A 22,932-nucleotide genomic window follows, 5' to 3' on the forward strand; every position below is an offset into this window, starting at 1 on the left:
TCAATTTCTCCAACTACCGAGCGCTGCGTGAAGCTCGGGCACGGCATCGGCCGACTCGCGGACTGGTCTTGTCAGGAGAGCCGCAGATGCCAGGAACGCAGACATTTCGGCAGCAAAGTTGCCGGCTGCAAGATGTGGATTTTCTTCTAGGTATCCCGTATGGAACTGACCGCCAAGAAATGCCTCGTCGCAAAGAATCCGGGCGAGCAAGCTCGCGTTGGTCTCGCACCCAAGTAGAACCAGTTCGCGAACGGCGCGATGGGCTTTCAGAGCAGCCTCTATGCGGTTCGGTGAATGCACGATGATCTTGGCGAGCATGGGATCGAATGCCGCCGAGATGTGCTGGCCTTGCATGATGCCGCTGTCGATTCGTACGCCATCCGGATACTCGAGAAGAAGTACTTTGCCGGTGGTCGGGACGTATCCGCGTTCGGGAGCCTCCGCGCAAAGCCTGAGCTCGATTGCATGCCCATTTGAAACAATGTCGGACTGCGAAAGTGCAAGTTTTCGGCCCGCTGCCGCATAGACTTGTTCGGCGATCAGATCGACGCCGGTGATCATCTCGGTCACCGGATGTTCGACCTGAAGGCGTGTATTCATTTCCAGAAAGTAGAACTCTCCGCTGCTGAAAATGAACTCGACCGTTCCTGCATTCTGATAGTTCGCTGCACGGGCGATGCCGACGGCGGTTTCGCAAATCCGGGTCCGCAATTCTGGTGATAGCGCTGGCGAGGGCGTTTCCTCGATGATCTTCTGGAAACGGCGCTGCACCGAACATTCGCGCTCGAAGAGATGGACCAGGTTACCGAAGGAGTCACCGAGCACCTGTACTTCAATATGTCGCGGGCTTTCGATATATCGTTCAACATAAAGTCGGCCATCTCCAAAGTAGCGACGCGCTTCACTGCTCGCCTGCTCAATGGCTGCCTCCAACGTAGCGAGGTCGCGTACAATCCGCATTCCCTTGCCGCCACCGCCACCTGATGGCTTCACGAGCAAAGGAACTCCAATAGCCCGCGCTCTCGAAACGAATGTGGCCGGATCATCTTCCTCGATGGCGCAGGGTGCGACCGGAAAGCCGTTGCCTTGAACGAAATTACGGGCGCGGATCTTATCGCCCATTAGCTCGATAGTTTCTGGAGCGGGTCCGATGAATACAATACCGGCCTTTATCACTCGACTGGCGAATTCCGCATTCTCGGAAAGCATTCCATAACCCGGATGTATCGCGCCGGCGTTCGCCTTGTGGGCGGCAGCGATGATCTGCTGGATATCCAGATAGCTTGCGATCGGCGTGCAGCCGCTGATCGGAATAGCCAGATCGGCCATTGAGACGGCCGGGGTTCTCGCGTCAACCTCATGGTAGGCAATTGCAGAACGAAGCCCAAGCTTGTTCAAGGTTTTGATGATACGTGCGGCTATCTCACCCCTGTTGGCGATCAGAACGGTATCGAAGGGTAATTTATGCATTCGCCTATCCGGACAAGCGCGATTGAACCAGAGCGTCGGTCAATAGTAGGCGGCCATGTTCGTCTCCTGACCTCGGGTGACCGTCCTGCAGGTCAGGCTGGGGCCACTTCTGTGGATGAGGCAAACGAACAGGCCGCCACATCTTCACTTCGAGTCGCTGCTTTTCTTGCCAGTGTCTCGCACGGAGATCACGTAGCGACATTGCTGACTGAGGCTCGCTTGCCTGGATCTGAGGCAGGCAGTGATAGCAGTGGGATCTGGTATGTGGCTGCTACAAAGGCGGAACACGTCCTCCATGCAAGCCTCTTTCTCCTCTGCGGTCGGCGCTTGATCGCGCGCGCTGACCAGCCTGGGCTTTAGAGCTGTCATTGCGACGGCTAGAGCGACGGCGCAGTAGTAGAGTTTGAGGCGCGAAGGCAGCTGAGTTCGTTGATTTTGAGTCATGATATCCCTTTAGGTCGGTAGGGCTGCGGTATTGTTCTTCCTGTGCGAAACGCCAACATGACCTGTCAACCGCGAAAAAGGCCGGAACTTCTTAAGTGCGGTGCCGGCAAGCTCGTCCTTTCACTTTTGCGGTCTGACCGTACGGTGCTGGTCATCTGTCCGGCATGACGAAACGACACCTGCCCTAGTGGCGGAGCTCCGCGAAGTGGGGAAGCACTGGCGGGTGAGCTGGCCAAACAAGTGATCATTTCGGAGCTTCCGGTGATTGTGCGGTTGTACATGCTTCGATGTCGCGAGGCATTGCTTGGGCGTGACGTGTGCTTAGGTACTCTGGGTGAGCCTATCCGCCACGCGACTAATGACGCCGTAGCCGGCGACGGGTTGAAGGGCCCGGGCCAACTATCGCGAGGCAGAGAGATCAGGCAAAAGCCAGGTGCGCTCGAGCCACGGTTGATGATGCATTCGATCGTTCAAAGCGAACCATGATGGCGCGGGCCGAGACTGTGTTTGGTGTAGTCGCGCCTGTGTTCGTTGGGTGGGGTATCTGGGGCGGAGCCTCCGTCTTGCGCCCGTTCCGGTGAGGCTACGGTGATGGAAGCGCCTGCCGTGCAGATCTCGAAACGTGCGATTTCGTCCAGCCGCGACAGGAACAACTCCGACGAAGCGCGGACAAGGATGCGCCTGGAAGATCGTATCATCCTGATCGAGTCGCGCCAGGTGAGTTTAGATGTTTGAAACATTCGCAATTCTCATGACGTGTCCGGACCGCTGGATTGTCGGACGTGATTCCCACTTGTCCAGGATCGTACAATCTAACGCTAGGTCCGATTCAAGCCCCTTGTGCATCCCATCGTCTGAGGATGTCGGGGATGTGCATTCTTCGTACGAGCCTCGGCTGCAAGGCGCACTTTGGTGTCTCAGAATAGCGGCTGTGCATGGCGACCGTCCGCTTCGCCAACCGAGGCCACGAGCGTCGCTGTTACGTGATTATACGGAGCGCCGGTGTCGCATTTCTTTGATCTGCCAATTGCATGCTCTCGGCATGAATCCGAAAAGTAAACTCTACCAGCCCGACCACTGGCGAGGCCGTGCGGAAGCAACGCGAAAGAAAGCGGAAGCGCTCGCTGACGGAAAAGCCAAAGACAGGCTGCTTAAAATTGCCGTGGAATACGACAAGCTGGCTCGGCGTGCCCAGGTGTGGCAGATGCGCAAAAACGAGGACGATACGTGGCCTGAGGAAGAGCTGTAAAGCGTCGCTGCGGATCATCAAAATGGCCCCCAGCCACGTTGGTCGCTACCCGACCCAATGACCCGCGCAAATGTCGCTCAGCAAGCAAGTCAGTGCCTGGAAAGGGGGGCGTTGAGGGGCACCGTAGGGCGAGGCATCCTGACACTCCTGTGGCGCGCTCTCAGATCGCGACACGTAGGTGAAGGCGGAGCGGGCCGCCTGCCCAACGCTCTTTCAGGTCTACTTGTTTAGTCAGCTTCTCGAAAGCTAATTCTCGTATGACGAAAATGCAGAATCCTAGAACTCAATTTGCCGTCAATGCGTCGCAGTTAATGCGGAAGCCCGGATGACATCCGCGCGGGGACGTGTTGAGCTGTTACAGGTCAGTGTTTGGCACTTCGTCGCGGCTGCAATGGCATATCAGTTTCGCCAATTCGAGATATCTGCGGCATGGCTCAATATTTCCTTTGCGTTCGTCGGAGGGGCGGATTTCCAGGTAGTCGCGCGAAGTGTGCACTGGAACCAAGTCTGTGAAAGAGGTCTCTACGTCCGATTGATGGTTCGCATACGGTGCGGCCGCGGCATGCGAGAGGCGTGGGTAAGCTCCTCGCGCCTTTGCCATCCGCGAGATTATCTCAGAAGAGCGCTGCGATGATCCAATAGATACCGGCCCAAAGCAGCGCATTTATGAGGAGTGCGGCCAGCAGCCAAACGTTCCACCTCCTTTGCACCTGCCGGGAGCGACGATCGGCGCCGTAATGCTTGATCGGTGGTTGCTTTCGTGCGCGCCAATGCGTCATTTCATTAGACGTCGCGCTGGTCCACGGAAAAATGCCAGGCTTTGCATGCCTCGTACTACCCATAAGTTCGCGGTCCTCTTTCATAAGGAGAGTATCAGAATCGTTGTCTGAGCGCGGCGAGCATCCGGCCGATGGTATGCTCGTGTATCGTCGGTGCATTTAAGGTCGGCGCTGCGTTGCCACAGCAATCTACATGCCACGACGGAGAAATGTCGGCACCGCTTTGATGTAAACAAAAGCGCCTCTGTCGGGCGTTGGCGACACGGAGCCGCGGTTCAAGGTCGGATTCGCGACGTCCATGTCTGAAAGACAACACCCGCATTAGCAACAAAGGCGTGAGCTCTTCGCGAGCGTCATACCGTGAACAATGCGTAGGAGTTGCATGTAGTAGCGCGGGAAGACGGCCGACGGTCGCACTATAGAGATCGACTAATCATTGATTCTGACCATGACCTTACGAGGAGACACCGAGATGGCAGGCGATCCGCTGGATGCTATCAGCTCGAAAACAGTGCATGCTCGGCGTCAGCGGCTCTGGTGCAGGCCCGTTCGATTTGGCCCAGTACAATTCAATCGTGCTCATTAGATGGCGCATTGGCACTGTTCAGACTCGACCGAAAGCTGCGAATGGTCAACTACTACGATCTCACCAAGTAGTAAGATCGCCGCTAAGCATCAACTGGTGCCAGCACTGGTTCTGCGAGTCATCATGGAAGTGGATATCAAACGCCACCATAGGGCCCATGCCATGATGACGACCAATTCATTGAAGAGCAGGTGACGGCCAAGAGCCGACAAGTTCTTGTACTCAAGAAGGTCACCATGAAACATGAATGGGCGTAACGCTTGCTTGAAGCGCCAGAGAGCGATGGTCGACATTGCTGTTGCTGATACGCGCTCTGTCCGGCGATGTGCGACCAATACTGGCTGGCATCGATGAGTAAGATGCTTCGCATGAGAGGGGCTTGATGACACAGTTGCATTATGAGCGGGAAGGTGCAATGGCGGACTGCCATCGCGCAGATCGTGCTATCGCGCATACTCAGGCCAATCATGGCCCATGAGAGCGATCTTCGCCCCACAATGCGAGCCTTAAGACTATACAGGAGAACGAGTGATGATGAACATCTGGGGCTTTCTCAGATGGTGCACTGAAGTGGGATATAGGAGCGCTGGGCCGAGGATCGAGCTGGTAGACGAGTTGCGAGGCAACGTCATCTGCATCGAGTTCAAGGCCATCCGAGAAGCAAAGGAGCGGGCGTGCGGGCGCAGATGATCGAGAAGCTCGAGGCCGGCCGCGTGCAACACGGTCGGTTCGCTACCCTTCCGGGATCAGGCCCTTGCGGCGTGTTTCTTGTGCAGGGGCCTTGCGGGTGTGAACTAAAGATAAGTGGATTCGTCCGCCCTGGCTGGGAGCATGTCGCTGTCTCGACGCCGCGGCGCTGTCCGAATTGGGAAGAGATGTGCTTTGTCAAAGACCTGTTTTGGGATGAAGAGGAGTGCGTCATGCAACTGCATCCGCCGCATTCGCAGTATGTGAATAACAGCCGATATTGCCTGCACCTGTGGAGACCCACTCATCGCGGCATCCCAATGCCGCCGCCGAGCTTTGTGGGCATCGTTGGGCTAGGGCCATCAGAAGCCGCAATGTTGTTCGCCCAGATGAGCGCGACAGCATGATGAGCTGAGTTAAGGGATATCTGAGCGGAAGATGAGGGCGAGCGGGTGCAGAAGCACCGGTTCGGCGCCGCCGGAATGCAGTGTCACAAGCGGACATATGTCAGGACCGATCGCCTGTTGCACTGTGCAGGGGTGCTGAGCCTGAATTCGCTGTTTTCAAGGGAGCTGCCTGCTAGTGCACTGATCCGGTTCAAGAGATGTCTCGTATGCGCTTGGGACCACTAGGAGCGAATTGGAGTTCGGGTCTTGGCGGCATTCAAACAAGTGTGTTCGGAACCGTGCTGAACGTCGGTTCGGCAGCAATAACGACGTCTCACCGGGCAGGCGACAACTGAACGATCCGACGAAGCGATTGCTCTTTGGAAAGAAAAGCATGTGCCGACCGAACGGCATAACGCGAAATGGTGAGACCGAAGCCAAAGCGACGGCCGAAGTCAGTTTGACGAAGGCGCTGTCCAGGCGCCGCCTAGGCCACGAGCCGGGGTCCGGTCATCCTAACGGCATCAGGAATTGCTCAGGCTAAGTCTACCGGTCGCTCTGCAAGGGCCGGTAGCTCGTCGGCCACTACCCCTCATCTGAAGCAGGGCTGATGAGCAGAGGCGGTCGAGTCACCAAAGCCAACTGGGGCGGTAGCTTCTCCATAGCTGTCAGCTCATCGTCAGCTTGCCGCAATAGCATTCGTAGGCAGGGCGTAAGCAGCCCGACCTCGCTCCGAGGAAACGTACGCTGAAGAGGCAGGCGAGCCACGATGTATAATCGAGTTGGTGGTCAATCCACACGCCCTAATCAAACTAACGAACCGAGTGAGCCGGCAGACAGCAGCGAATTTGCGCAAACACTGATGGATCTCGCTCGACGGGAGAGCCCGTCACCTGGGGAATTGCCCGACAAAATGGGGCTCTGCTGCAGCAAGCCACATACCTCCGATGCAAACATTTACAGTTCAAGCACCTCAGATTCCAGCATAACCTCTCTGTCCTCCAGCTCAAGTCCATCCTCTCCAGCGAGGCCTATCCCTCCTCTGTTCGGGTACAGGACTGCTGAATTATCCGAGGCCAATGTCAACGGCATCTGCGTTGGATTAGCAGCGGAGTGGATCCGGATCCGCAGTCTTCCAAGCAGTCCGTCATCCCGGATGAGGGCGCTGCGCCCGGGTACTGAAACTCACAGCTCAGCCGCGGTGCTGCAGCAGCGGTATGAAGACGTCAAGACGGCGGAAGGTTCTCACAATCTTCAGGCAAGAAGCACAATGTTACGCGAAGCCGGCCTAGAGCCGTCCGCCGAAGAAACGCGATATGAGTTTGGTACATCTTCGCGCCAGATCGTGAACGAGGTCACGCACGATCCATCGATCTATTTGGTCAGCTTGCGTTTCGCGGAAGGTGGCTCGCACATGCTTGCAACGTCGACATCGAATGGAATGACGACCCTCTTTGATCCTAATTATGGAGAGTTTACTGTTCGGCCAGATCAGATGGGTGATTTGTTCGAAAGTCTTGCCGACCGTTACAGCAAGCCGCCGAACGAACTTGATATATCGACGGTCGTCACACAAAGGATCACGTGAGTGTTTCGGAGGTTCCAACGGACCTTGCCGATTCCATGCCGGAAAGCCGCATCCACGGCAGGGAAGACGGATTGGGGCACCCTGAACGTGCGCCCGACGTGGTAGCGGAGCTCACCGCGGCCCTTCGGACGTTGGAGGGGCACGCTCGACGGAAGCTCTCTGGAAGTAGTGTAGCGAGAGGAGAATATTCAGAGAGAGGCTGGCCGGTCACTCAGGTTCATGAGCTCGTGCCCTCGCGCGTCAAAGCCTGAATGGGCTGCGCTTGGACTCAAGCAGGACCGTTGGCCCGTTGGTCTAGAGCTTCCCTGAAAACTGGTTAAGCTCCTCGCGTAGGGTTCGGCGGTTTTCGCCCTTGCGCTCAGGGCTAAGGGCGGGCATCACCCATCCAACACGGCCGGCACAAGTTGCATTTCGTCTGCTTCGGAATCGTCGCCGGCTACTTCTCTACTGACCTCGCCAGCCAACTAGCTGCTGTCGAGGACAATGCATGCCGTCGCACCAGCGCACGATCGAGCCGACGCTCGCCACGAGCTCCGCAACAATCCCGCGCCTTGTCCTCGCCGCTGCACTTCCGCTGACGTCCGGCTCTGGTGAAGACCTCAAAACCGGAACCGAAGCAGTGATAACACTATGCACTGTGTTCGTGCCAAGCCTGACGGTCAAACTCTGCACCGAGCTTGACTACAAGGTCGTTTGACAATTTACTTCCCGGATAATGCCAGGTGACATGCGACCCGGAGCCTCTCTCTGCGGAGCGCGCGCAAGCAGACTATTAGTTTGATCTGGAAGACGTCGCCCGGTGGTTTAGATATAATCCCAGTCTCACACCGGAGGCAGCGCGGGCGCGACTCGGCGCTGGTCGGGCTGGATGGATCAGACGCTGTCCCTGCCACGCCCGCACTGATTGAAGTTAGCAGAAACGTGACTCGGCGCCCAAAAGCCCCACGCATACACAGGGCAAGCGCTGTCCCTACCACGCGCTGCTAACTTCAACGGCATTGTACACGGACTAGCTTTCTGAAAGCTGACGAACCCGACGCGATTCATAAAACGAAAGCGGCCGGTGTGGGTCGATGCCCTCCTGTCTGGAACTCACGCGTCTCTCCAGCGGACGTTCAAGGGTATGGTCAAGCATAGACACAAGCCGATCTCTTCAAAGAGGTCGTGAAACTCGCATATGCCATGTGCCGCGGAAGGTGTCAGCAGAAGCCCATCGATGTTTGCAAGGCGCGGCTCTGCGAGACCATTCACGAAAGACGATCCATTTTCTCTGCGACTTCGACGACAGCTGGGCCCATCCGATCAAGCGCGAAAAGTGATCCGACAACAGGCCAACGAACGGCCTTCCACTCTCACTCGATGCCGTCGGTCGTTGTCCTCCGGAAGATGTCGGCGGTGTATCGGACTATGTCGGAATACCTCGATGTCATAGGTGACCCCTCTCGTCCCGAGCACGAACATATGCGGCCGTGCGGCCCAGAGAGATTCGATCGCCACTTCATCGACCGGATAGCGCTCGAGGCCGGTGTCTCCGCATTGTCCGGAAAATGGAAGGCGCGTCAGCGCATCACGCGGGCCAAAATAACCGTGAAGCGCCAGTCAAAACGGGATCCGATCTACGCTTACTGTTCACGGACTCCTCTTTCTCGATTTGTGGCCGGGCGTCACGTAGATGATACGATGAGATACTGTCCCATGTCATGGTGCAACTGGCGGCGGGTCACGGCGTCCAGCGGCTGGAGCGGGGGAGGTCAGCTGGCGATTGCCGGTAGGCTTGACGGTGGGATCATCGCTCAAAGTTGCGATGGCTTCCAGCGTCATGTAACGGGCGCGCTGGACGGCTCATTCGTCGTTCTGTTCGGGCAGGATTGCATCGATGAGGAGGACGATGGCGTCCTCATTGGGAAGATGCCGACCATCTCAGTCCGCCGATTGATCTCGCCGTTGAGCCCTCGATCGGGCTGGTGGAGTGCAGTTCGGTCGGTGCTGGGGCGGGAACGTCTGTGAGCGAGCACATCGGTCTCAGTCTCGTCAAGGGAACCTGCGAGCTTGGGCAGCTTGGGACGGAGTTGGTCGGCGACGTCCGCCACTGCGTTCGTGCAGCCTCGGGATCATGCTGAATAAGTGCGGTGGCGATCAAGGCGGAGCCACGGTAAGCCCACTTTTGCCGGCATTCGCCAGCGCGTTGCGCATGAATCGAGGCGGCCCACCCTTGTGGGGCGGCAGCGGGTCGAGGAGCGGTGTCGGGGCCTCCTGAACGCGAACGCGTTGCTGCGGCGGCGCGCTGCCCCGAGCGAGATTAGGTTAGGCCCTCATAGCAGAGCCTGCGGGATTTAGACGTGGCAGTGCTCAGGGATGCTTCGGCTTTCGGGAGTCGCATCGTCGCGCGCGGGACCACCAGGTGGAAAGACGTCCGGCATCCACTAAATCTCAGACATACTGCACCAGTTTAAGGTAATCGTCTGTGAGAACAGGTGAGCGAATAGAACAAGCCGCGTCTTGAAGGAAGGTGGTCAGAGTCCGACTGGCCCGATTGCGGACTTCGACAGATTGCCGTGCCGGCGCGCGAGTACGGAGAGTTGCCAGTTCGGAACTGACCAGGTCAGCCGCTGCTGCGGCGCAAGCTGAGACAGAGAAGCAACCAGCAGACACGACAGCGTTTGCCAGTCCCAATGTGGTGAGCCAACCCGCATAGATCAGCACGGCACCGTCTGTCTCATCGAGCCCAGAGAGCTCCTCAATTGTAGCAGCATGGACTGATGCCGCACCAACCGATCGAAAGAGATCGGCTATTTCATCACGGGTGGCTTTAGAGAGGAGGCAGCGGCCGAGATGTGATAAGAGCGCCTCAGTCGGACCTTCGAAGATGCGGAGGATACGAGCGTCTCGATAGATTTTGGCTAAAGGCGTTCCCTCATCGTAACCGCGGCCACCTAACAGCTGGACGCATTGATCAGCGACAAGACCGCACCACTCCGAGGACAAAACCTTCGTTGCCGACGCAAGGTAAACGTTGGGCGCGCCCTGCGCTGAAACAAGTCGGCAGGATGCTACCAGCATCGCCTTCACGACTTCCCGCCGCAGCACCATCTGCCCAAATAACTGCTCGATGTAGCTGTTCTCGATCATACGCAGTTTACCGAGTCGACGATGGCTTGCATAAGAGGCTGCGAGCTGGATAGCGCGCTCAAGCGCTCCAAGACCCATAGCAGCCACACCGATACGGCCGCGGTTCATACTAGATGACGCCGCGCCCCAGCCGTCTTGATCGCGAGAGAGCACGTAAGCACGCGGCACCTCGACATCCTGAAACTCCAGCGTATTCTGAATAATGCCGCGTAGACCCAGTGTGCGATGCTCGTGCGTGACCTTTAGCCCTTGAGCCTGCCTGTCAACGAGTACACCAACGAGCCGACCTTTCGCATCGGGACCAGACGCGCGAGCAAAGCAAACGATCCAGCGAGCCCAGTCAGCGAGGCCGATCCAGATCTTGCGGCCAGAGATCCGAACTTTATCTTCGCGCATGAGAGCCGAAGCTTCTATATGCCTCGGGGCAGAGCCAGCTCGAGGCTCGGTCAAAGCGAAAGCGCAGAGATCGCCGCGTGTTGCACCCCAAATGATATGCTTTTGTTCGGGGATGTGCGGTGCCGCTTCGATGCAGGGCAAGGCTAGGAAGTTATGGATGACGAGGGTAGAGGCAGCGGAGACATCGAAGGATGCAGTGGCGGAGATGAGGTCGATGGCCTCTTGCAAGGGAAGAGCTAATCCGCCGTGCTCTCCTGGTGCGGTGAGCCCGAACAGTCCATGCCTTGCCAAGATGCTGTGTAGGGTTGGAGGGAATGCTCGGCGGTCATCCGCGTCTGCGAAATTCAGCTGACTGAGATCAGCGATCAAACCGGAGTATAGTGCAGCTGCGCGGCGCTCAGCTGTGCGTTCCTGCGCCTCACCGAATTGGGCATAAACCTGAGTATACATAGCCATAAGTTCGACAATGAACCCGGGCCCGCTCCGTGCCAATTCATCCGCGTGGCTAGCTTGGCTACACATTGGTATAGTGTGGATGCAAGCGCAGTATAAGCACGTTGTCGGGGCCGGGGTTTATTGCGGCCACCTTTGCTTCCGGGCCGATCTCAGGACCGATCAGTTCCTCAGTCTTGCAGATCTTGGCGCAGATACTACAACGAAGAACGGCCCCATGACGCCATCGGCAACAGAGCGACGATTTTGCTGCAAAACCACGTCGGCGCATCCAGCCCGCCAACGTGATCACAGCGAAAAGCTCTAGTTCTGGATGGTCCAAAGTTCGGCCTCGCTGCAAAAGTCGTAAAACTCTACTTCTGGGTAGTCCAAAGTTCGGTCCCGCTGCATCCTCAAAAGTCATTCCCCGTGATCTGCCTGGCCGTATGCTCAACAGAATCAATTGCGCAACCTCTGACACACACTCTGTAAAACAAGATATCACGGTAGGACCCTGCGGCGGAGTTCAGGGGCCCGGTAGGCGACGCGGAGCCCATCCGCGAGGACAAAAATGAAGCGTACACTAAATCATGGCACTTCCGCAGGACATCTTGTGGTTTTTGACAATGAGCATTCTCGCTGAGGGGTTTCAAACAAGCCCTCTCGCCATGAGATGTAAGTGCGAAACTGCAGGAAAGGGCATTGGGCGCTTGGGACCACGCGTCAGGACGGGGAAGTAGGCAAGAAGGTCGAAAGCGGGTAGGCGGCGCCGGATAAGGCCCAGACGAAGGGTTCAAACGCTTAGCAGAGGCAGCTTCGTGAGACTGAAATAGCGACAGGCCCACTTAAATTAAGTCTGGGCCCGACCGCCGTTCATACGGATAGGCGGATGGGTTGGGCCTTTGGCGCGGCTTGCAAGGGCTACGTTGCAAGCTCGCCCGAAGCAAAAACCCTGGCATTCGTGCCAGGGTTTTACATGTCATCGATACTTTGAGAGAGTGGATCAGAAGTCCATACCGCCCATGCCGGCGCCTGGAGGCATTGCTGGACCAGCCCCGGCCTTCTTCGGCAGCTCGGCAACCATCGCTTCCGTCGTGATCAGCAGCGCCGCCACCGAGGAGGCGTTCTGGACTGCGATGCGCACGACCTTGGTCGGGTCAATGATGCCTTTGGAGACAAGGTTGCTATACTCGCCTGTCTGCGCATCGAAGCCATAAGAGTACTGCTCGTTGTCGAGGACTTTGCCGACCACGATCGAACCGTCTTCACCGGCGTTGATCGCGATCTGGCGGGCCGGCCAGGACAGCGCCTTGCGGACGATCTCGACGCCGGTCTTCTGGTCGTCGTTCTTGGTGCGCAGACCCTTGAGCTGCTCGGAAGCCCGGAGCAGGGCGACGCCGCCGCCCGGCAGGATGCCTTCCTCGACAGCCGCGCGGGTCGCATGCATCGCGTCATCAACGCGATCCTTGCGCTCCTTCACCTCGACCTCGGTCGCGCCGCCGACGCGGATCACCGCGACGCCGCCGGCGAGCTTGGCCAGACGCTCCTGGAGCTTCTCACGGTCGTAGTCCGAGGTGGTCTCCTCGATCTGCGCCTTGATCTGGGCCACGCGCGCCTCGATGTCGGCCTTCTTGCCGGCGCCGTTGACGATCGTGGTGTTCTCCTTGTCGATCATCACCTTCTTGGCGCGACCGAGCATGTTGAGCGTGACGTTCTCGAGCTTGATGCCGAGGTCTTCCGAGATCGCCTGGCCGCCGGTCAGGATCGCGATGTCCTGCAGCATGGCCTTGCGGCGATCGCCGAAGCCCGGAGCCTTGACGGCCGCGACCTTCAGGCCGCCACGCAGGCGGTTCACGACGAGGGTGGCAAGCGCTTCGCCTTCGACGTCCTCGGCGACGATGACAAGCGGCTTGCCACTCTGCACCACGGCCTCGAGCAGCGGCAGCAGCTCGTTCAGCGAGGAGAGCTTCTTCTCATTGATGAGGATGTAGGCGTCCTCCATCTCGACGCGCATCTTGTCGGCGTTGGTGACGAAGTAGGGCGAGATGTAGCCCCGGTCGAACTGCATGCCCTCGACGACGTCGAGCTCGGTCTCGAGCGACTTGGCTTCTTCGACGGTGATGACGCCTTCGTTGCCGACCTTCTTCACGGCGTCAGCGAGGAACTTGCCGATCTCGGCATCGCCATTGGCCGAGATAGTGCCGACCTGGGCGATCTCGTCGTTCGAGGTGACCTTCTTCGAGTTCTTTTCGAGGTCGGCCACGACCGCCTCGACCGCGAGGTCGATACCGCGCTTGAGGTCCATCGGGTTCATACCGGCGGCAACCGACTTGGCGCCTTCGCGAACAATCGCGGCGGCCAGGACGGTCGCGGTGGTGGTGCCGTCGCCGGCAGCGTCCGCCGCCTTCGAAGCCACCTCGCGCACCATTTGGGCGCCCATGTTCTCGAACTTGTCGTCGAGTTCGATGTCCTTGGCGACGGCAACGCCATCCTTGGTGATGCGAGGCGCGCCGAACGACTTGTCGAGTACGACGTTGCGGCCCTTCGGACCGAGCGTGACCTGCACGGCATTGGCGAGGATGTCGACGCCGCGCAGCATGCGGTCCCGCGCGTCTACTCCGAATTTGACTTCTTTGGCTGACATAAAGAATTCCTCAGTTCTTATTTTCTCATCCTTCAGCGCGCCCGGCGGGCGCTCGTCAGGGGGGGAGCTGTGCGAGGGCTGGGTTAGGCGGCTTTCTTCGTGGAAAACACATCGGTGAGAACGCCCATCACGTCGCTCTCCTTCATGATCAGCAGGTCCTGGCCGTCGATCTTGACCTCGGTGCCAGACCACTTGCCGAACAGAACGCGGTCCCCGACCTCGATGTCAATCGGAATCAGCTTGCCGGTCTCATCGCGGCCGCCCGGGCCAATTGCAATGACTTCGCCCTGCGAAGGCTTTTCCTTGGCTGTGTCGGGAATGATAATGCCGCCAGCGGTCTTCTCATCGGCGTCGATGCGCTTGACCACGACGCGGTCGTGAAGCGGACGGAAATTCATACAAGTCTCCTGAGCGTCTGAACAGGTTGGAGATAGTCACATTGTGACGAGCCCAATTATAGCAAGAGTCAGGCCAAAATGAGCTGAACGATCAAGCCTGCAGTTCTGCTGAATCGTTGCCTGGTCTGCGCGTGTCTTTGTCCGGAAGCAAACGCCCTCAGGTACACAGTCCGCCAAGCTGTTGCGAAAACGACATTGCGTTTCGTCGGAACACCCGGTTGATCCCAGGGTTCCTCAACTTGGCGGCCCTTACACCGACCGACGCTCCGCGTATTTCGAGCGGTGGCGCAGGCCGGCTCGCCTCAGGCTCTTTCGGAAACTTATTTGCGGAACGAAGCGCTTTCGCGCCATAGCTATGGCGCAAATATTGCGTTCGACTTGCGTTGCTAAGAGGCCGTCGCTCTGCGGCAGGACGATCTCAGAGAAGGTTGCTCTCGCTGACGAAGTAGCTGCGAGTTCGGGAGGTGGTGTCTCTGTCTATATGCAGCAGTTGTTGCGAGCATGTTCGCAGCCGTAGCTGCTTGGCAGGTAATGAACGACTAGACTCGGTTGCCGAAGCCAGTGTGCACGGGCTCCTCCAGGATTTGCGCCGGGCCGGAAAGACCATCGTGATCATCTCTCACCGACTCAGTACCATCTGTGATGCCGATAAGATCGTCGTCTTAGACGGCGGCCGCATCGTTGCGGAGGGCAGGCATACTGATCTGCTGGCTGAAAGCGCTTATGCTCGCTTGTGGCAGACGCAAACCGGCAGTAGCTAAGTTGCAGATGACGGCTCATCGAAAAATTGAGCTGGAGGTCGGTCCCATCTATATTGATGGGCCGAGATCGGCAGCTCAACAACGCTCAATGCCTGATCACCGACCTCGCAAGCATCGGGAGAGCGTACGCGAACACAACGATAAGGCATGTGGAATCTCGAGGTGAAGACATAGGCCCGGGCCCGTGTGCGGCGAGACTTCGTAGCGGCTTGGTAGTACGCAAGCGGCAAGCGGAGGCCGTCAGACGGCGTTGGTCCATGGCATAAGCGCGTCGATTTCGTTATTGGGTAAGCCGTTGGCCAACTGCTGAAGTATCTGAATTTTAGCGCATGGATCGACATTGTTTCCGTTGTTTGCGGCAGCGTTGCGGTGGCTGCCAAGGTTTGTCGCCGCGTCGCTGCCTGCGAAGAGCTTGTTTGAATTGTTGCAGGCGCGTTCGACCGCCATCGGTGGAAAGTGTTCGCACGCCGAGAGACGGCATGGCGGATCGGCTGGGCCAGCTTTGATTTGGCGGAGATCCGCCGCAAGGTCTGCTACCAGTAGAGGAGATCTGCGACGACCGCCGCGCAGTTTTGCTTGCGCGCAAAAACGCGTGCGTCGGGGGGCGCGTACGGTCTTCTCCGAAGAGCAGATGATTCCGAGGACTGGGGTGGCTCGCACATTGCGTCAGCGAATCTGGAATGGCCGCGGTCAGTCGGCAGAGCACATCTCGCCCTGCCGCAACCGTGATCGAGGTGATTGGCTATTGGTGCGCACGAGAGATCAGTCTGCTGGCCCGCTTCAGAGAGAAGCCGGCGGCTGACATTCGAGCGAAGCCGATCTTTCCGCCGCTTCGAAAGGCGAACCGGAGACGACGATCTGACTTGCAGTTGGCGCGTCTCCAGACAGCGAGCGGCAATTTGCATTGCAGGGCAGTCGCTGCACCTGTCGGTCCGAGAGGTTTCCCTTTTGATGTCGATGGCATCCAAATATCCGTCATGGATCAAGGGGAGTGAGGGGCATATCAATTATATACGTTGATATACGTTGTGCCGGCCCGTCTGTCGTGTGATTGCGGCTTCGAAGTTCGAAATTCACGCGATCTGCGCGCCCAATGGAAAAAGCACCTGTGTCCTCTGTAGAAGTCCACCAGTACATCGCCTCACTTCTTCAGAAGCCGAATCCAGTCATCCTGGATATCGGCTGCAATGACGGGACCGATACTCAACAGTTTCTCAACCTCTGTCCGCAAGCTCAGCTCTACTGCTTTGAGCCGGACCCCAGAGCGATCGCGCGCTTCAAGAAGAAGCTGGGCTCATCCCTCAATAAGGTGAAGCTACTTGAAATCGCGATCAGTGATCGAAACGGGATAATCGACTTCCATCCGAGCAATGCAGATGGTGATGCGAAGGAATGGGACCTGTCCGGCTCAATACGCCGGCCGAAGAATCATCTTACCGAGTATGATTGGGTTCGGTTCGATCGCCCTGTCTCGGTTGAAACGCGGCGGCTGGACGACTGGTGCAGCGAGGCGGAGCTGAACACGGTCGATTTCATCTGGATGGATGTCCAGGGAGCCGAAGCCGATGTTATCGCCGGCGGCATGCGGACCTTGAGCAACACGCGCTTCATCTACACGGAATATAGCGACCGCGAGCTCTACGAAGGGCAGTTGTCCCTGCAAGCCATTCTGGACCTGCTGCCATCATTCGAAGTGGCGGCCCACTATCCACGCACAGTGGAAGGTGATGTATTGCTCAAAAATACGCGCTTCTAGTGGCTGCTCGTATCGAGCGCCTCATTCATCGCTGGAGGACTTGACCAGCGCGCTCCATGCCACCCAAAGCTGCACAACTGGTGGTCATGCTGGCGAGGGGATGTCAGTAGCCCAACGGGCACTCCGGTTTCCGGCTGCCATTGCAGACCGCACGCATCACGTCGGCGTCGGGCGGGTGGTGGGTTTCTGACAATCAGTTATTTGGCGAGCCGGCCACGAGCGACGACTTCGTGGCCAGCAGGTCGGTGCGTTTCGTATACTTGAATCAACACTGCCAGCTGGGGCTCGAACCGTTGAATCATCTGAACAGCTGCTGTTGGTCCGGACCTCTTGTAAGCCGGTGCACTGCTTCGAAGAAATGCCAAAGCAACTGCATCGGTTCTCGTATTTCCTTGTCTCAATGGGAAGCGAGCTGAAGCATGTGTTCCATATGAGGATCGCCGTGAGGCGTCCAGCATAACTGCAGCAGCCGATTGTCCAGCAAGGCGTCCCTGGCGACGGCGCAGGAGAAGGCGGCCGCGATCATCAGCGGCCGATCTCGCGCCGGATCGGATCAAGACCGTCATCGTAATCGCGGTTACCTGCCTGCTCATTTGCCGCAGGCGGAGTTGATCATCGAATCTGCGAGCACGCTCGGCCTGTGCGGCTGCGGCGCGATGACGAAAATCGGCGAGAACGCCAGTAAACGCCTCGACGTAATCCCGGCGCGATGGCCAAAGTTTTTCCTAGCCGCGCCGCCCGATCACCCGCAATTCCAGATCGGCCCGATCGGCGTCCGCGTCCAGCACGGCCCGAAACTGCCGCCATTGTAGCGGCCGCCGTGGAAGCCGGGGCGGCCGAAATAGTGCCACTCGCCATCCCAACCGTAGTACTGAGGAACCGGATCAATATACCAGTGGCGCCGGTCGGCGCGAGAGAGCCGGCGCATCGCGTCCTTCTGCTTGTAGAGCGGAATGCTGTTGCTCAGCGGCTGGCGATAGCCGGGCAGGAAGCCGTAACTTTGCCAGACAGGCTTGGGCCGCTTTTGAATTGACGCAGCGTGCGCGACGACCGGCAGCAGCGACAGGATGATAGTAGCAGTTAGACACACAAGGCGCGACATGGATCTACAATAATCGGTCGGTTGCGCGGAGGCCATTCAAATTTGGGTGCAGAGTCCTGTGCAATCTTGCGCAGAATTGTTCTCTTAGCTGATCACGCCCTTCCTGATCAGAAAGCGCGCATATCCGTGCCGTCACCCACCTGCACCACGCCGAAACCGGAAGCCGTAGCGCGAGAAAATCCGGACGTGAGAGCTTGTCGCGACGGATGGGGCGACCGACCGAGCGCTCGATCTCGGCCGGCATCGTGAGTGCGTCCGGGCACGCGGTCGAGATCATCGACCGGCGTCATCACGCGCGCGGATCGACGAAATCGGCGAGCGAATAGAGCGTTAGGATGGCGCGGACAGTCTTCTCCATACTCATGCCCGGGACCTGGATCAGGCGCTCCGAGCAGAGCCGGGGGTGGCCGGGTGGTTGGCGTCGACGGCGAAGAGGTCGTCGCCATGGCCCATGGAGGCGAGCAGCCAGAGCAGCTCGGGCGCTAGGATCGGATCAATCGATTTCAGGACGTGATGAACTATCCTCCCGCTCAATCTTACGTTTATCTCTGTCTCCTAACCCTTCGCAATCATCAGATACCGTGGGCCAGAGGAGTCCAAACGGTCGTTGATCGGTGGCAAAAAAAGGCCCGGCCTCATTTCGATAGCCGGGCCGAAGTCAGTCGCCGACAGAGGGAGAACTGCCGACGGTTATTTGCGGCAAAACACCGCAAATTCTAATTACGAAAGGATCAATGGTCGGAGAAATCCGGCACCTTTTCCTTTCTGTCAGACGATATTGACCGAATGCAGCTCAACACTGGCTCGCACAACTCTTGAAGGATGTATTGTGCGTTGTCCTGAGGATCGTCGAAGCCATGGTGATAAATTGAGCGGCGCCGAACAGTGACGATCCGCAGCTGCGAACGGCGTCAACGTGTCGGCCGCAGAGCGCAGAAACCCAGCTTCCCCTGGGCTGGGACGAAGTACGTTGTTGTTCCCATGCGAGCACTCGGAGCCCGTTCGCGTGATCCCGCACGCGAGGGCCCTCTGCTGCACACAACATCGACCGCATTGGCATCATCGTCTCCAGCAAGGCGCTGGCCGCTCCGATTTGCCGGCCATCCTCGTCAGCTATTTCGCATGGTACATCGTGACGTCACGTGCGATTCAAGGCCTTTTTAGCTCATCCGCAAAAATCCAAGCCGGCGACTCCTCACAGGCAGCTCAGGGGCCCGCCAGCGTTCGACCTGTGCCTCGCATTCTGTTCTTGAATCGGCTTGCACACGCGAGCACTCAAGGTATATTTCACGGGATATCTGGTGTGATGTCGTATGCGTTCGTCGTTTCCAGAAGATCAAGTCCTCAGGTCATCATTTTGAAGCGTCCTGTTGGTTGTCCGAAATGGCATGGCCAGCTTGCAGACGACTTTTCTTGATGAAGGCGCTGGAGGAATCCCGTGCGCCGCCGTTCATCCGATTGGAAGCCATAATGCTTCCTTGGCGAACAGCTTCTCTTGCCGATCCGTCGAGCGAGTACAAGGTTCGTCACCAGCCCAGTCACAGGCGGCATCGACGTCTAGAGACCAGGTTCGAATTCTGGGAAGGTGGGCTTTCGAGAAGCTGACTAGTGAAAGGGGCGAGCGACGTCTGTAGGCCGATACAGGGACAGACACGCGCTTTTCGACCACCATCCAGTCACTATCCGGCGCGATCGTGCCCGAACCTCTCACGTGTTGCTTACTTCGCCCATAAGCACGCCAGATAGACAATGGGTGAACCACTTCATGGAAAGCCCGGCTGTGCTGCGCTTCCGAGCAGGAGTCGGCCGGCGCTCTGGAGCGTTCCCTCGTTTAGAGCTGCGTGCTGGGCAACCACGAAGCTGTCGCACATGGCGCGCGCCAGGTTGCTGGTGGTAGAGAGCGACCCACTTCCAGCGAGACCGCTCGCAATCCTACAGACCTCAGCGCTCTGCCGCGCGGCGTTCGTCGCGGCGAGTCGCATCAGCATCGCCGTGCTCGGGTTTACCGCACCCTTGAGCGCTTCCTTCCACAGCTCCTCGGTAGCCTCATAGAAGAAGGAACGGGCGGAACGCAGCATGGCTTCGACTCTTGCCATCTCCAGTTGGACATAGCCGCGCTCTGCCATCACGGGCGCTCCAGTGATCGAGGCGCGGCTTCCGGCCATGGCGATCACCTCGTCTAGCGCGGAGCGCGCAATACCGATGCCGACAATCGCATGCACCTGCGCAGCGAAAGCCACGGACGGATAACGATAGATCGGCCCGTCGAGTGTCGGCGGACCGCCGCGGATCAAGGTCCATTCCTCCGGCACAATGACATCGTTGACAACGACGTCGTGGCTGCCGGTGCCTTGCAGGCCGATGACGTCCCAATTGGGGCGGATTGTCACCTTCTTGGCCGGCATTACGGCTACACGCACAAGGCCACCGGTTGCATCGTCTTCCACAGTGATGCCAACGCCTATCAGGTCCGCGCCCGGTGAGCCGCTGGCAAATGGCCATACGCCGTTCACGACAAATCCGTCGGTGCTTCGCCTGGCGGGCTGGAGTGGGAAAACCGCACCTGCCAACACCACGTCAGGTCCATTCGCGTATACCTTGCGAAGCGTGTCGTCCGGAAGAGCAGCGAGGTAGCGAGCTCCATCGCCGAAGCTGGCGACCCAACCGGCGGAGCCGTCGGCTTCGGAAATGCGCTCGATCAGGCGACAAAAATCAGCCGGCGTTCGCTCCTCGCCGCCGAATCGCTTGGCGGCCATAGCCCGATAGACGCCAACGCGCTTGAAGCCCTCGATGATCTCGCCGGGAATCTTCTGCGCGCGGGCGAACTCGTTTCGACGCGCGCGGATATCGATCAGTAGCGGCGACAGATTATCCCAGGTCGCAGCCGTAGCGTCGGTTTCTGCAGTGATCGTCTCTGGTGGAGCGTTCATAAACTGTCCTCGGTGTCTTGAGCCGATCGACGACGCGCGTCATTGATATGGATTGCGCGCGCATGGCGAAACCGGCCGAATTGAAATCCGAGCCGGAAGGGAGCGAAACTGTCGCAATTGATACTCGACTTTGATGCGATTGCAGCCGGTTGCCAGTCCAAACCGCACCACGAGCGGATTGGCTCAAGGAAAAGGTTTTGAGGGCCGGGAAGGCTGACGGAGACGTCGAAGTTGTCATTGAGGCTGAACCCGCAATGCAGCCGACATGCGGCGGCGAGATCGATCCGCCTCTGCTGTACTATGTCTCCGACGGCTGACGGCAGCGCTCGTTCTTGTCATGTCGTCTCCAACGGACGATTTGTCACACTTGGGCCCCGGCCGACTCGAACCACGTTGTGAATTCCTGACTTAGCGACCGCGAAGTCGCCCAAGCCTGCGGCTCTTTTCCATGTCCCAGCAATCGACGTGCCATCAATCATCGTCTGCCGGTCGTGTCTGAATCGAGCGAGACGACGTGGCCCGTGCCGCGCCAGCAGGATGCTCGCGCCTCCCGTGTCTGATTCCAGGCACAAGATGTCATCAACCGAACACGGCGGGAGGAGAGCGACTGAAGTGGACCTCGACCGCAGACCGGTCGGGCTCGGCTTGCCTCCCGGAGTTTCAGACCCGCTCCGACCTCCTGAGATTACCAACGGTGCAATTTACCGTCGTTGAGGAGCCTGAGCGGCAGCAACGCCTGACCGATCTGGTCGACTTTACGCATCATCAGCTTGTTGTGTGCGGGCGCTCGAGCGTTCGAACTCTCAGATTATTCCTTACGACGTGGGCGATAACGCCCGCGCGATGCGGCTCGCCTCCGTACTAGCGTGCGGCTTTGACATCCGCGGGATACGGCCGCCAACACTGGCGGTCTACCAAATCGCTGATGCAGGAGAGACCTCCGATGCCGACGCGAGTAGCGTTTTTTTACGTCGGTCGGCTAGTTAGTCATGGTGGTCGTAATCCTGCGCTATTTGATCTTCGGCGCTGGCTGAGCCTGGTAATCATAAGCAGGACCATAGATTGCTTGGCGGATCGGGAGTGAGAGTGTGCCGGAATTGTCGCGTGTTCCGGAGGCCGAGAGCTCAGACCCTGCATGCCTCGCACCGCGATCTGCCGCTTGAACCCCCCTTGGTCCGCCTAGCGCATTAACGTGCAGGCATGAATACTGTTGGCCGCGATATGAGTGCTTCTTGGTGCTGGCCTCGCGTTGCCAACATGAGCACGTAGAACACAAGGAGGATTAAGAGGCCGCGCATACCAAAGATCTTCCCAAAGCTATAACAATTGTGGAGCGGATTGTATTCGGTGCATTTGATGCAGCCGATGCACGCGAATTGCGCGGACCTCGACGAAGCCCTGTATCAGGCGGCAAACGACCAGCGGACCGCGCGAAGGTGCCAGCACTAGCTCAGCAAATCGACCCTGCCGGTGTCGAGCCGATACAGCCCCCCGACGACCTTCAGTCTGTTCTGCTCAACTGCCGCGTTCAGAATCGGCCCCGTCGATTTGAGTTTGTTGACATTATCGACTACATTTTGTCGGGTTGCTTCTGCGAACGTGTTACCGGTTTGCTGGCGAGATGCTTTTACTGCAGGCGCAAGCGCAGCGACGAGGGATGAAATGTGCCCCGGCGGCGGCTTATCGTCGTGAAGCGACTTGATCGTGGCGTCAATCGCACCGCAATGATCGTGGCCAAGTACCAGGATCAGCGGCGTGTTCAGCACGGCGACCGCATATTCCATACTGGCGAGCGTGTCATCGTTGGCGAAGTTGCCGGCGAGGCGGCACACAAACAGATCACCAAGTCCGCTGCCGAAGACAAGTTCAGGCGCCACGCGAGAATCGGCGCAGCTCAGAATCGCGGCATATGGATTTTGCCCGTCCACCAAAACAAAGCGCTCGCGCGTAAAATCGTCGCCTGGTGATACGCCCTGGACATAACGATCGTTCCCTTCCATTAGCCGCTTCAGGGCAGCATCCGGCGAGAGCAGGTTATCCGGCTTGGGCGGCGTTTTTGCTTCCTTCGCATCGACAATGTTGTTGTCAAGCCGCAGGCAAGCCGCCGAAACAGCGAACAGCAACAGCGAGCGGCGCGAAGGCGCGATCTTGGTCAGATAGGACATATTCGGATAATGGCCTGAATGCATCTCACC

The 22,932-nt window shown here is 58.3% G+C and carries 17 protein-coding genes and 2 pseudogenes; 8 read left to right on the plus strand and 11 right to left on the minus strand.

Annotated elements, in window-relative coordinates; translation table 11 throughout:
* Positions 1–1,470, minus strand: coding sequence for an acetyl-CoA carboxylase biotin carboxylase subunit (locus XH85_RS13280; RefSeq protein ID WP_128932164.1), 1,470 nt, complete (start codon positions 1,468–1,470; stop codon positions 1–3).
* Between the two features lie 1,035 nt (positions 1,471–2,505).
* Here XH85_RS13280 and XH85_RS44970 point away from each other — a divergent pair.
* The 5 genes from XH85_RS44970 (at position 2,506) to XH85_RS13305 (ending at position 7,886) form a co-directional block, all read left to right on the plus strand.
* On the plus strand, positions 2,506–2,649 hold the full coding sequence (locus tag XH85_RS44970) for a hypothetical protein (protein WP_164940758.1): 144 nt from the start codon (positions 2,506–2,508) through the stop codon (positions 2,647–2,649).
* A gap of 307 nt (positions 2,650–2,956) precedes the next feature.
* Positions 2,957–3,163 carry a hypothetical protein gene (locus XH85_RS45885; protein ID WP_206734825.1) on the plus strand — a complete coding sequence of 69 codons (207 nt, stop codon included), beginning with the start codon at positions 2,957–2,959 and terminating at the stop codon, positions 3,161–3,163.
* A gap of 2,051 nt (positions 3,164–5,214) precedes the next feature.
* Positions 5,215–5,622: a DUF7694 domain-containing protein gene (locus XH85_RS47975; protein WP_420809163.1), complete on the plus strand. Its 408-nt coding sequence runs from the start codon at positions 5,215–5,217 to the stop codon at positions 5,620–5,622.
* 892 nt (positions 5,623–6,514) lie between these two features.
* Complete coding sequence (locus XH85_RS13300; protein ID WP_245474249.1) at positions 6,515–7,189, plus strand: YopT-type cysteine protease domain-containing protein; 675 nt, start codon at positions 6,515–6,517, stop codon at positions 7,187–7,189.
* 487 nt (positions 7,190–7,676) lie between these two features.
* Complete coding sequence (locus XH85_RS13305; RefSeq protein WP_128932168.1) at positions 7,677–7,886, plus strand: hypothetical protein; 210 nt, start codon at positions 7,677–7,679, stop codon at positions 7,884–7,886.
* A gap of 1,054 nt (positions 7,887–8,940) precedes the next feature.
* Here XH85_RS13305 and XH85_RS46530 read toward each other — a convergent pair.
* Positions 8,941–9,385, minus strand: a pseudogene (locus XH85_RS46530) (transposase); the annotation flags it as partial.
* A 234-nt stretch (positions 9,386–9,619) separates the two neighbouring features.
* Positions 9,620–11,164 (minus strand): acyl-CoA dehydrogenase family protein, encoded by a 1,545-nt coding sequence (locus tag XH85_RS13320; protein WP_164940760.1) that lies wholly within the window; start codon positions 11,162–11,164, stop codon positions 9,620–9,622.
* Positions 11,165–11,290: 126 nt separating this feature from the next.
* On the opposite strand from XH85_RS13320, the gene XH85_RS13325 reads away from it, so the two are divergent.
* On the plus strand, positions 11,291–11,455 hold the full coding sequence (locus tag XH85_RS13325) for an integrase core domain-containing protein (protein WP_420837880.1): 165 nt from the start codon (positions 11,291–11,293) through the stop codon (positions 11,453–11,455).
* A 694-nt stretch (positions 11,456–12,149) separates the two neighbouring features.
* On the opposite strand, the gene groL is transcribed toward XH85_RS13325, so the two are convergent.
* The 3 genes from groL to XH85_RS13345 form a co-directional block, all read right to left on the minus strand.
* Positions 12,150–13,790 carry a chaperonin GroEL gene (groL, locus tag XH85_RS13330; RefSeq protein ID WP_128932170.1) on the minus strand — a complete coding sequence of 547 codons (1,641 nt, stop codon included), beginning with the start codon at positions 13,788–13,790 and terminating at the stop codon, positions 12,150–12,152.
* 83 nt (positions 13,791–13,873) lie between these two features.
* Entirely contained in the window at positions 13,874–14,188 is a 315-nt protein-coding gene (locus XH85_RS13335; RefSeq protein WP_128932171.1) for a co-chaperone GroES, read from the minus strand.
* 1,001 nt (positions 14,189–15,189) lie between these two features.
* On the minus strand, positions 15,190–15,396 hold the full coding sequence (locus XH85_RS13345; RefSeq protein WP_128932172.1) for a transposase domain-containing protein: 207 nt from the start codon (positions 15,394–15,396) through the stop codon (positions 15,190–15,192).
* Positions 15,397–16,057: 661 nt separating this feature from the next.
* On the opposite strand from XH85_RS13345, the gene XH85_RS13350 reads away from it, so the two are divergent.
* The gene (locus XH85_RS13350) at positions 16,058–16,705 is read left to right on the plus strand and encodes an FkbM family methyltransferase (RefSeq protein ID WP_128937254.1); all 648 of its coding nucleotides are present in this window, start codon (positions 16,058–16,060) and stop codon (positions 16,703–16,705) included.
* 742 nt (positions 16,706–17,447) lie between these two features.
* Here the strand turns inward: XH85_RS13350 and XH85_RS13360 are convergent.
* The 4 genes from XH85_RS13360 to XH85_RS13370 form a co-directional block, all read right to left on the minus strand.
* Entirely contained in the window at positions 17,448–17,807 is a 360-nt protein-coding gene (locus XH85_RS13360) for a hypothetical protein (RefSeq protein ID WP_164935089.1), read from the minus strand.
* A 378-nt stretch (positions 17,808–18,185) separates the two neighbouring features.
* A complete protein-coding gene (locus XH85_RS47315; protein WP_276339535.1) occupies positions 18,186–18,341 on the minus strand; it encodes an RbsD/FucU domain-containing protein in 156 nt (51 codons plus the stop codon).
* A gap of 818 nt (positions 18,342–19,159) precedes the next feature.
* A complete protein-coding gene (locus XH85_RS44980; RefSeq protein ID WP_164935090.1) occupies positions 19,160–19,327 on the minus strand; it encodes a hypothetical protein in 168 nt (55 codons plus the stop codon).
* Positions 19,328–19,570: 243 nt separating this feature from the next.
* Positions 19,571–20,737, minus strand: a complete 1,167-nt coding sequence (locus XH85_RS13370) for an acyl-CoA dehydrogenase family protein (RefSeq protein ID WP_128932174.1) — start codon at positions 20,735–20,737, stop codon at positions 19,571–19,573.
* A gap of 712 nt (positions 20,738–21,449) precedes the next feature.
* Here XH85_RS13370 and XH85_RS46540 point away from each other — a divergent pair.
* Positions 21,450–21,643, plus strand: a pseudogene (locus XH85_RS46540) (8-amino-7-oxononanoate synthase); the annotation flags it as partial.
* A gap of 539 nt (positions 21,644–22,182) precedes the next feature.
* Here the strand turns inward: XH85_RS46540 and XH85_RS13380 are convergent.
* Positions 22,183–22,926, minus strand: coding sequence for a carbonic anhydrase (locus tag XH85_RS13380; RefSeq protein ID WP_128932175.1), 744 nt, complete (start codon positions 22,924–22,926; stop codon positions 22,183–22,185).
* Between the last annotated feature and the right edge of the window lie 6 nt (positions 22,927–22,932).

Origin of the sequence: Bradyrhizobium zhanjiangense, from assembly GCF_004114935.1 — a bacterium.
In the GTDB taxonomy this organism is placed as follows: domain Bacteria; phylum Pseudomonadota; class Alphaproteobacteria; order Rhizobiales; family Xanthobacteraceae; genus Bradyrhizobium; species Bradyrhizobium zhanjiangense.

Bases quoted from the DNA above. Each gene is read 5' to 3' on its own strand.
- XH85_RS13280 (WP_128932164.1), bottom strand. From the start codon at position 1,470: ATGCATAAATTACCCTTCGATACCGTTCTGATCGCCAACAGGGGTGAG.
- XH85_RS44970 (WP_164940758.1), top strand. From the start codon at position 2,506: ATGGAAGCGCCTGCCGTGCAGATCTCGAAACGTGCGATTTCGTCCAGC.
- XH85_RS45885 (WP_206734825.1), top strand. From the start codon at position 2,957: ATGAATCCGAAAAGTAAACTCTACCAGCCCGACCACTGGCGAGGCCGT.
- XH85_RS47975 (WP_420809163.1), top strand. From the start codon at position 5,215: ATGATCGAGAAGCTCGAGGCCGGCCGCGTGCAACACGGTCGGTTCGCT.
- XH85_RS13300 (WP_245474249.1), top strand. From the start codon at position 6,515: ATGGGGCTCTGCTGCAGCAAGCCACATACCTCCGATGCAAACATTTAC.
- XH85_RS13305 (WP_128932168.1), top strand. From the start codon at position 7,677: ATGCCGTCGCACCAGCGCACGATCGAGCCGACGCTCGCCACGAGCTCC.
- XH85_RS13320 (WP_164940760.1), bottom strand. From the start codon at position 11,164: ATGTATACTCAGGTTTATGCCCAATTCGGTGAGGCGCAGGAACGCACA.
- groL (WP_128932170.1), bottom strand. From the start codon at position 13,790: ATGTCAGCCAAAGAAGTCAAATTCGGAGTAGACGCGCGGGACCGCATG.
- XH85_RS13335 (WP_128932171.1), bottom strand. From the start codon at position 14,188: ATGAATTTCCGTCCGCTTCACGACCGCGTCGTGGTCAAGCGCATCGAC.
- XH85_RS13345 (WP_128932172.1), bottom strand. From the start codon at position 15,396: ATGGCGGTCGAACGCGCCTGCAACAATTCAAACAAGCTCTTCGCAGGC.
- XH85_RS13360 (WP_164935089.1), bottom strand. From the start codon at position 17,807: ATGTCGCGCCTTGTGTGTCTAACTGCTACTATCATCCTGTCGCTGCTG.
- XH85_RS13370 (WP_128932174.1), bottom strand. From the start codon at position 20,737: ATGAACGCTCCACCAGAGACGATCACTGCAGAAACCGACGCTACGGCT.
- XH85_RS13380 (WP_128932175.1), bottom strand. From the start codon at position 22,926: ATGCATTCAGGCCATTATCCGAATATGTCCTATCTGACCAAGATCGCG.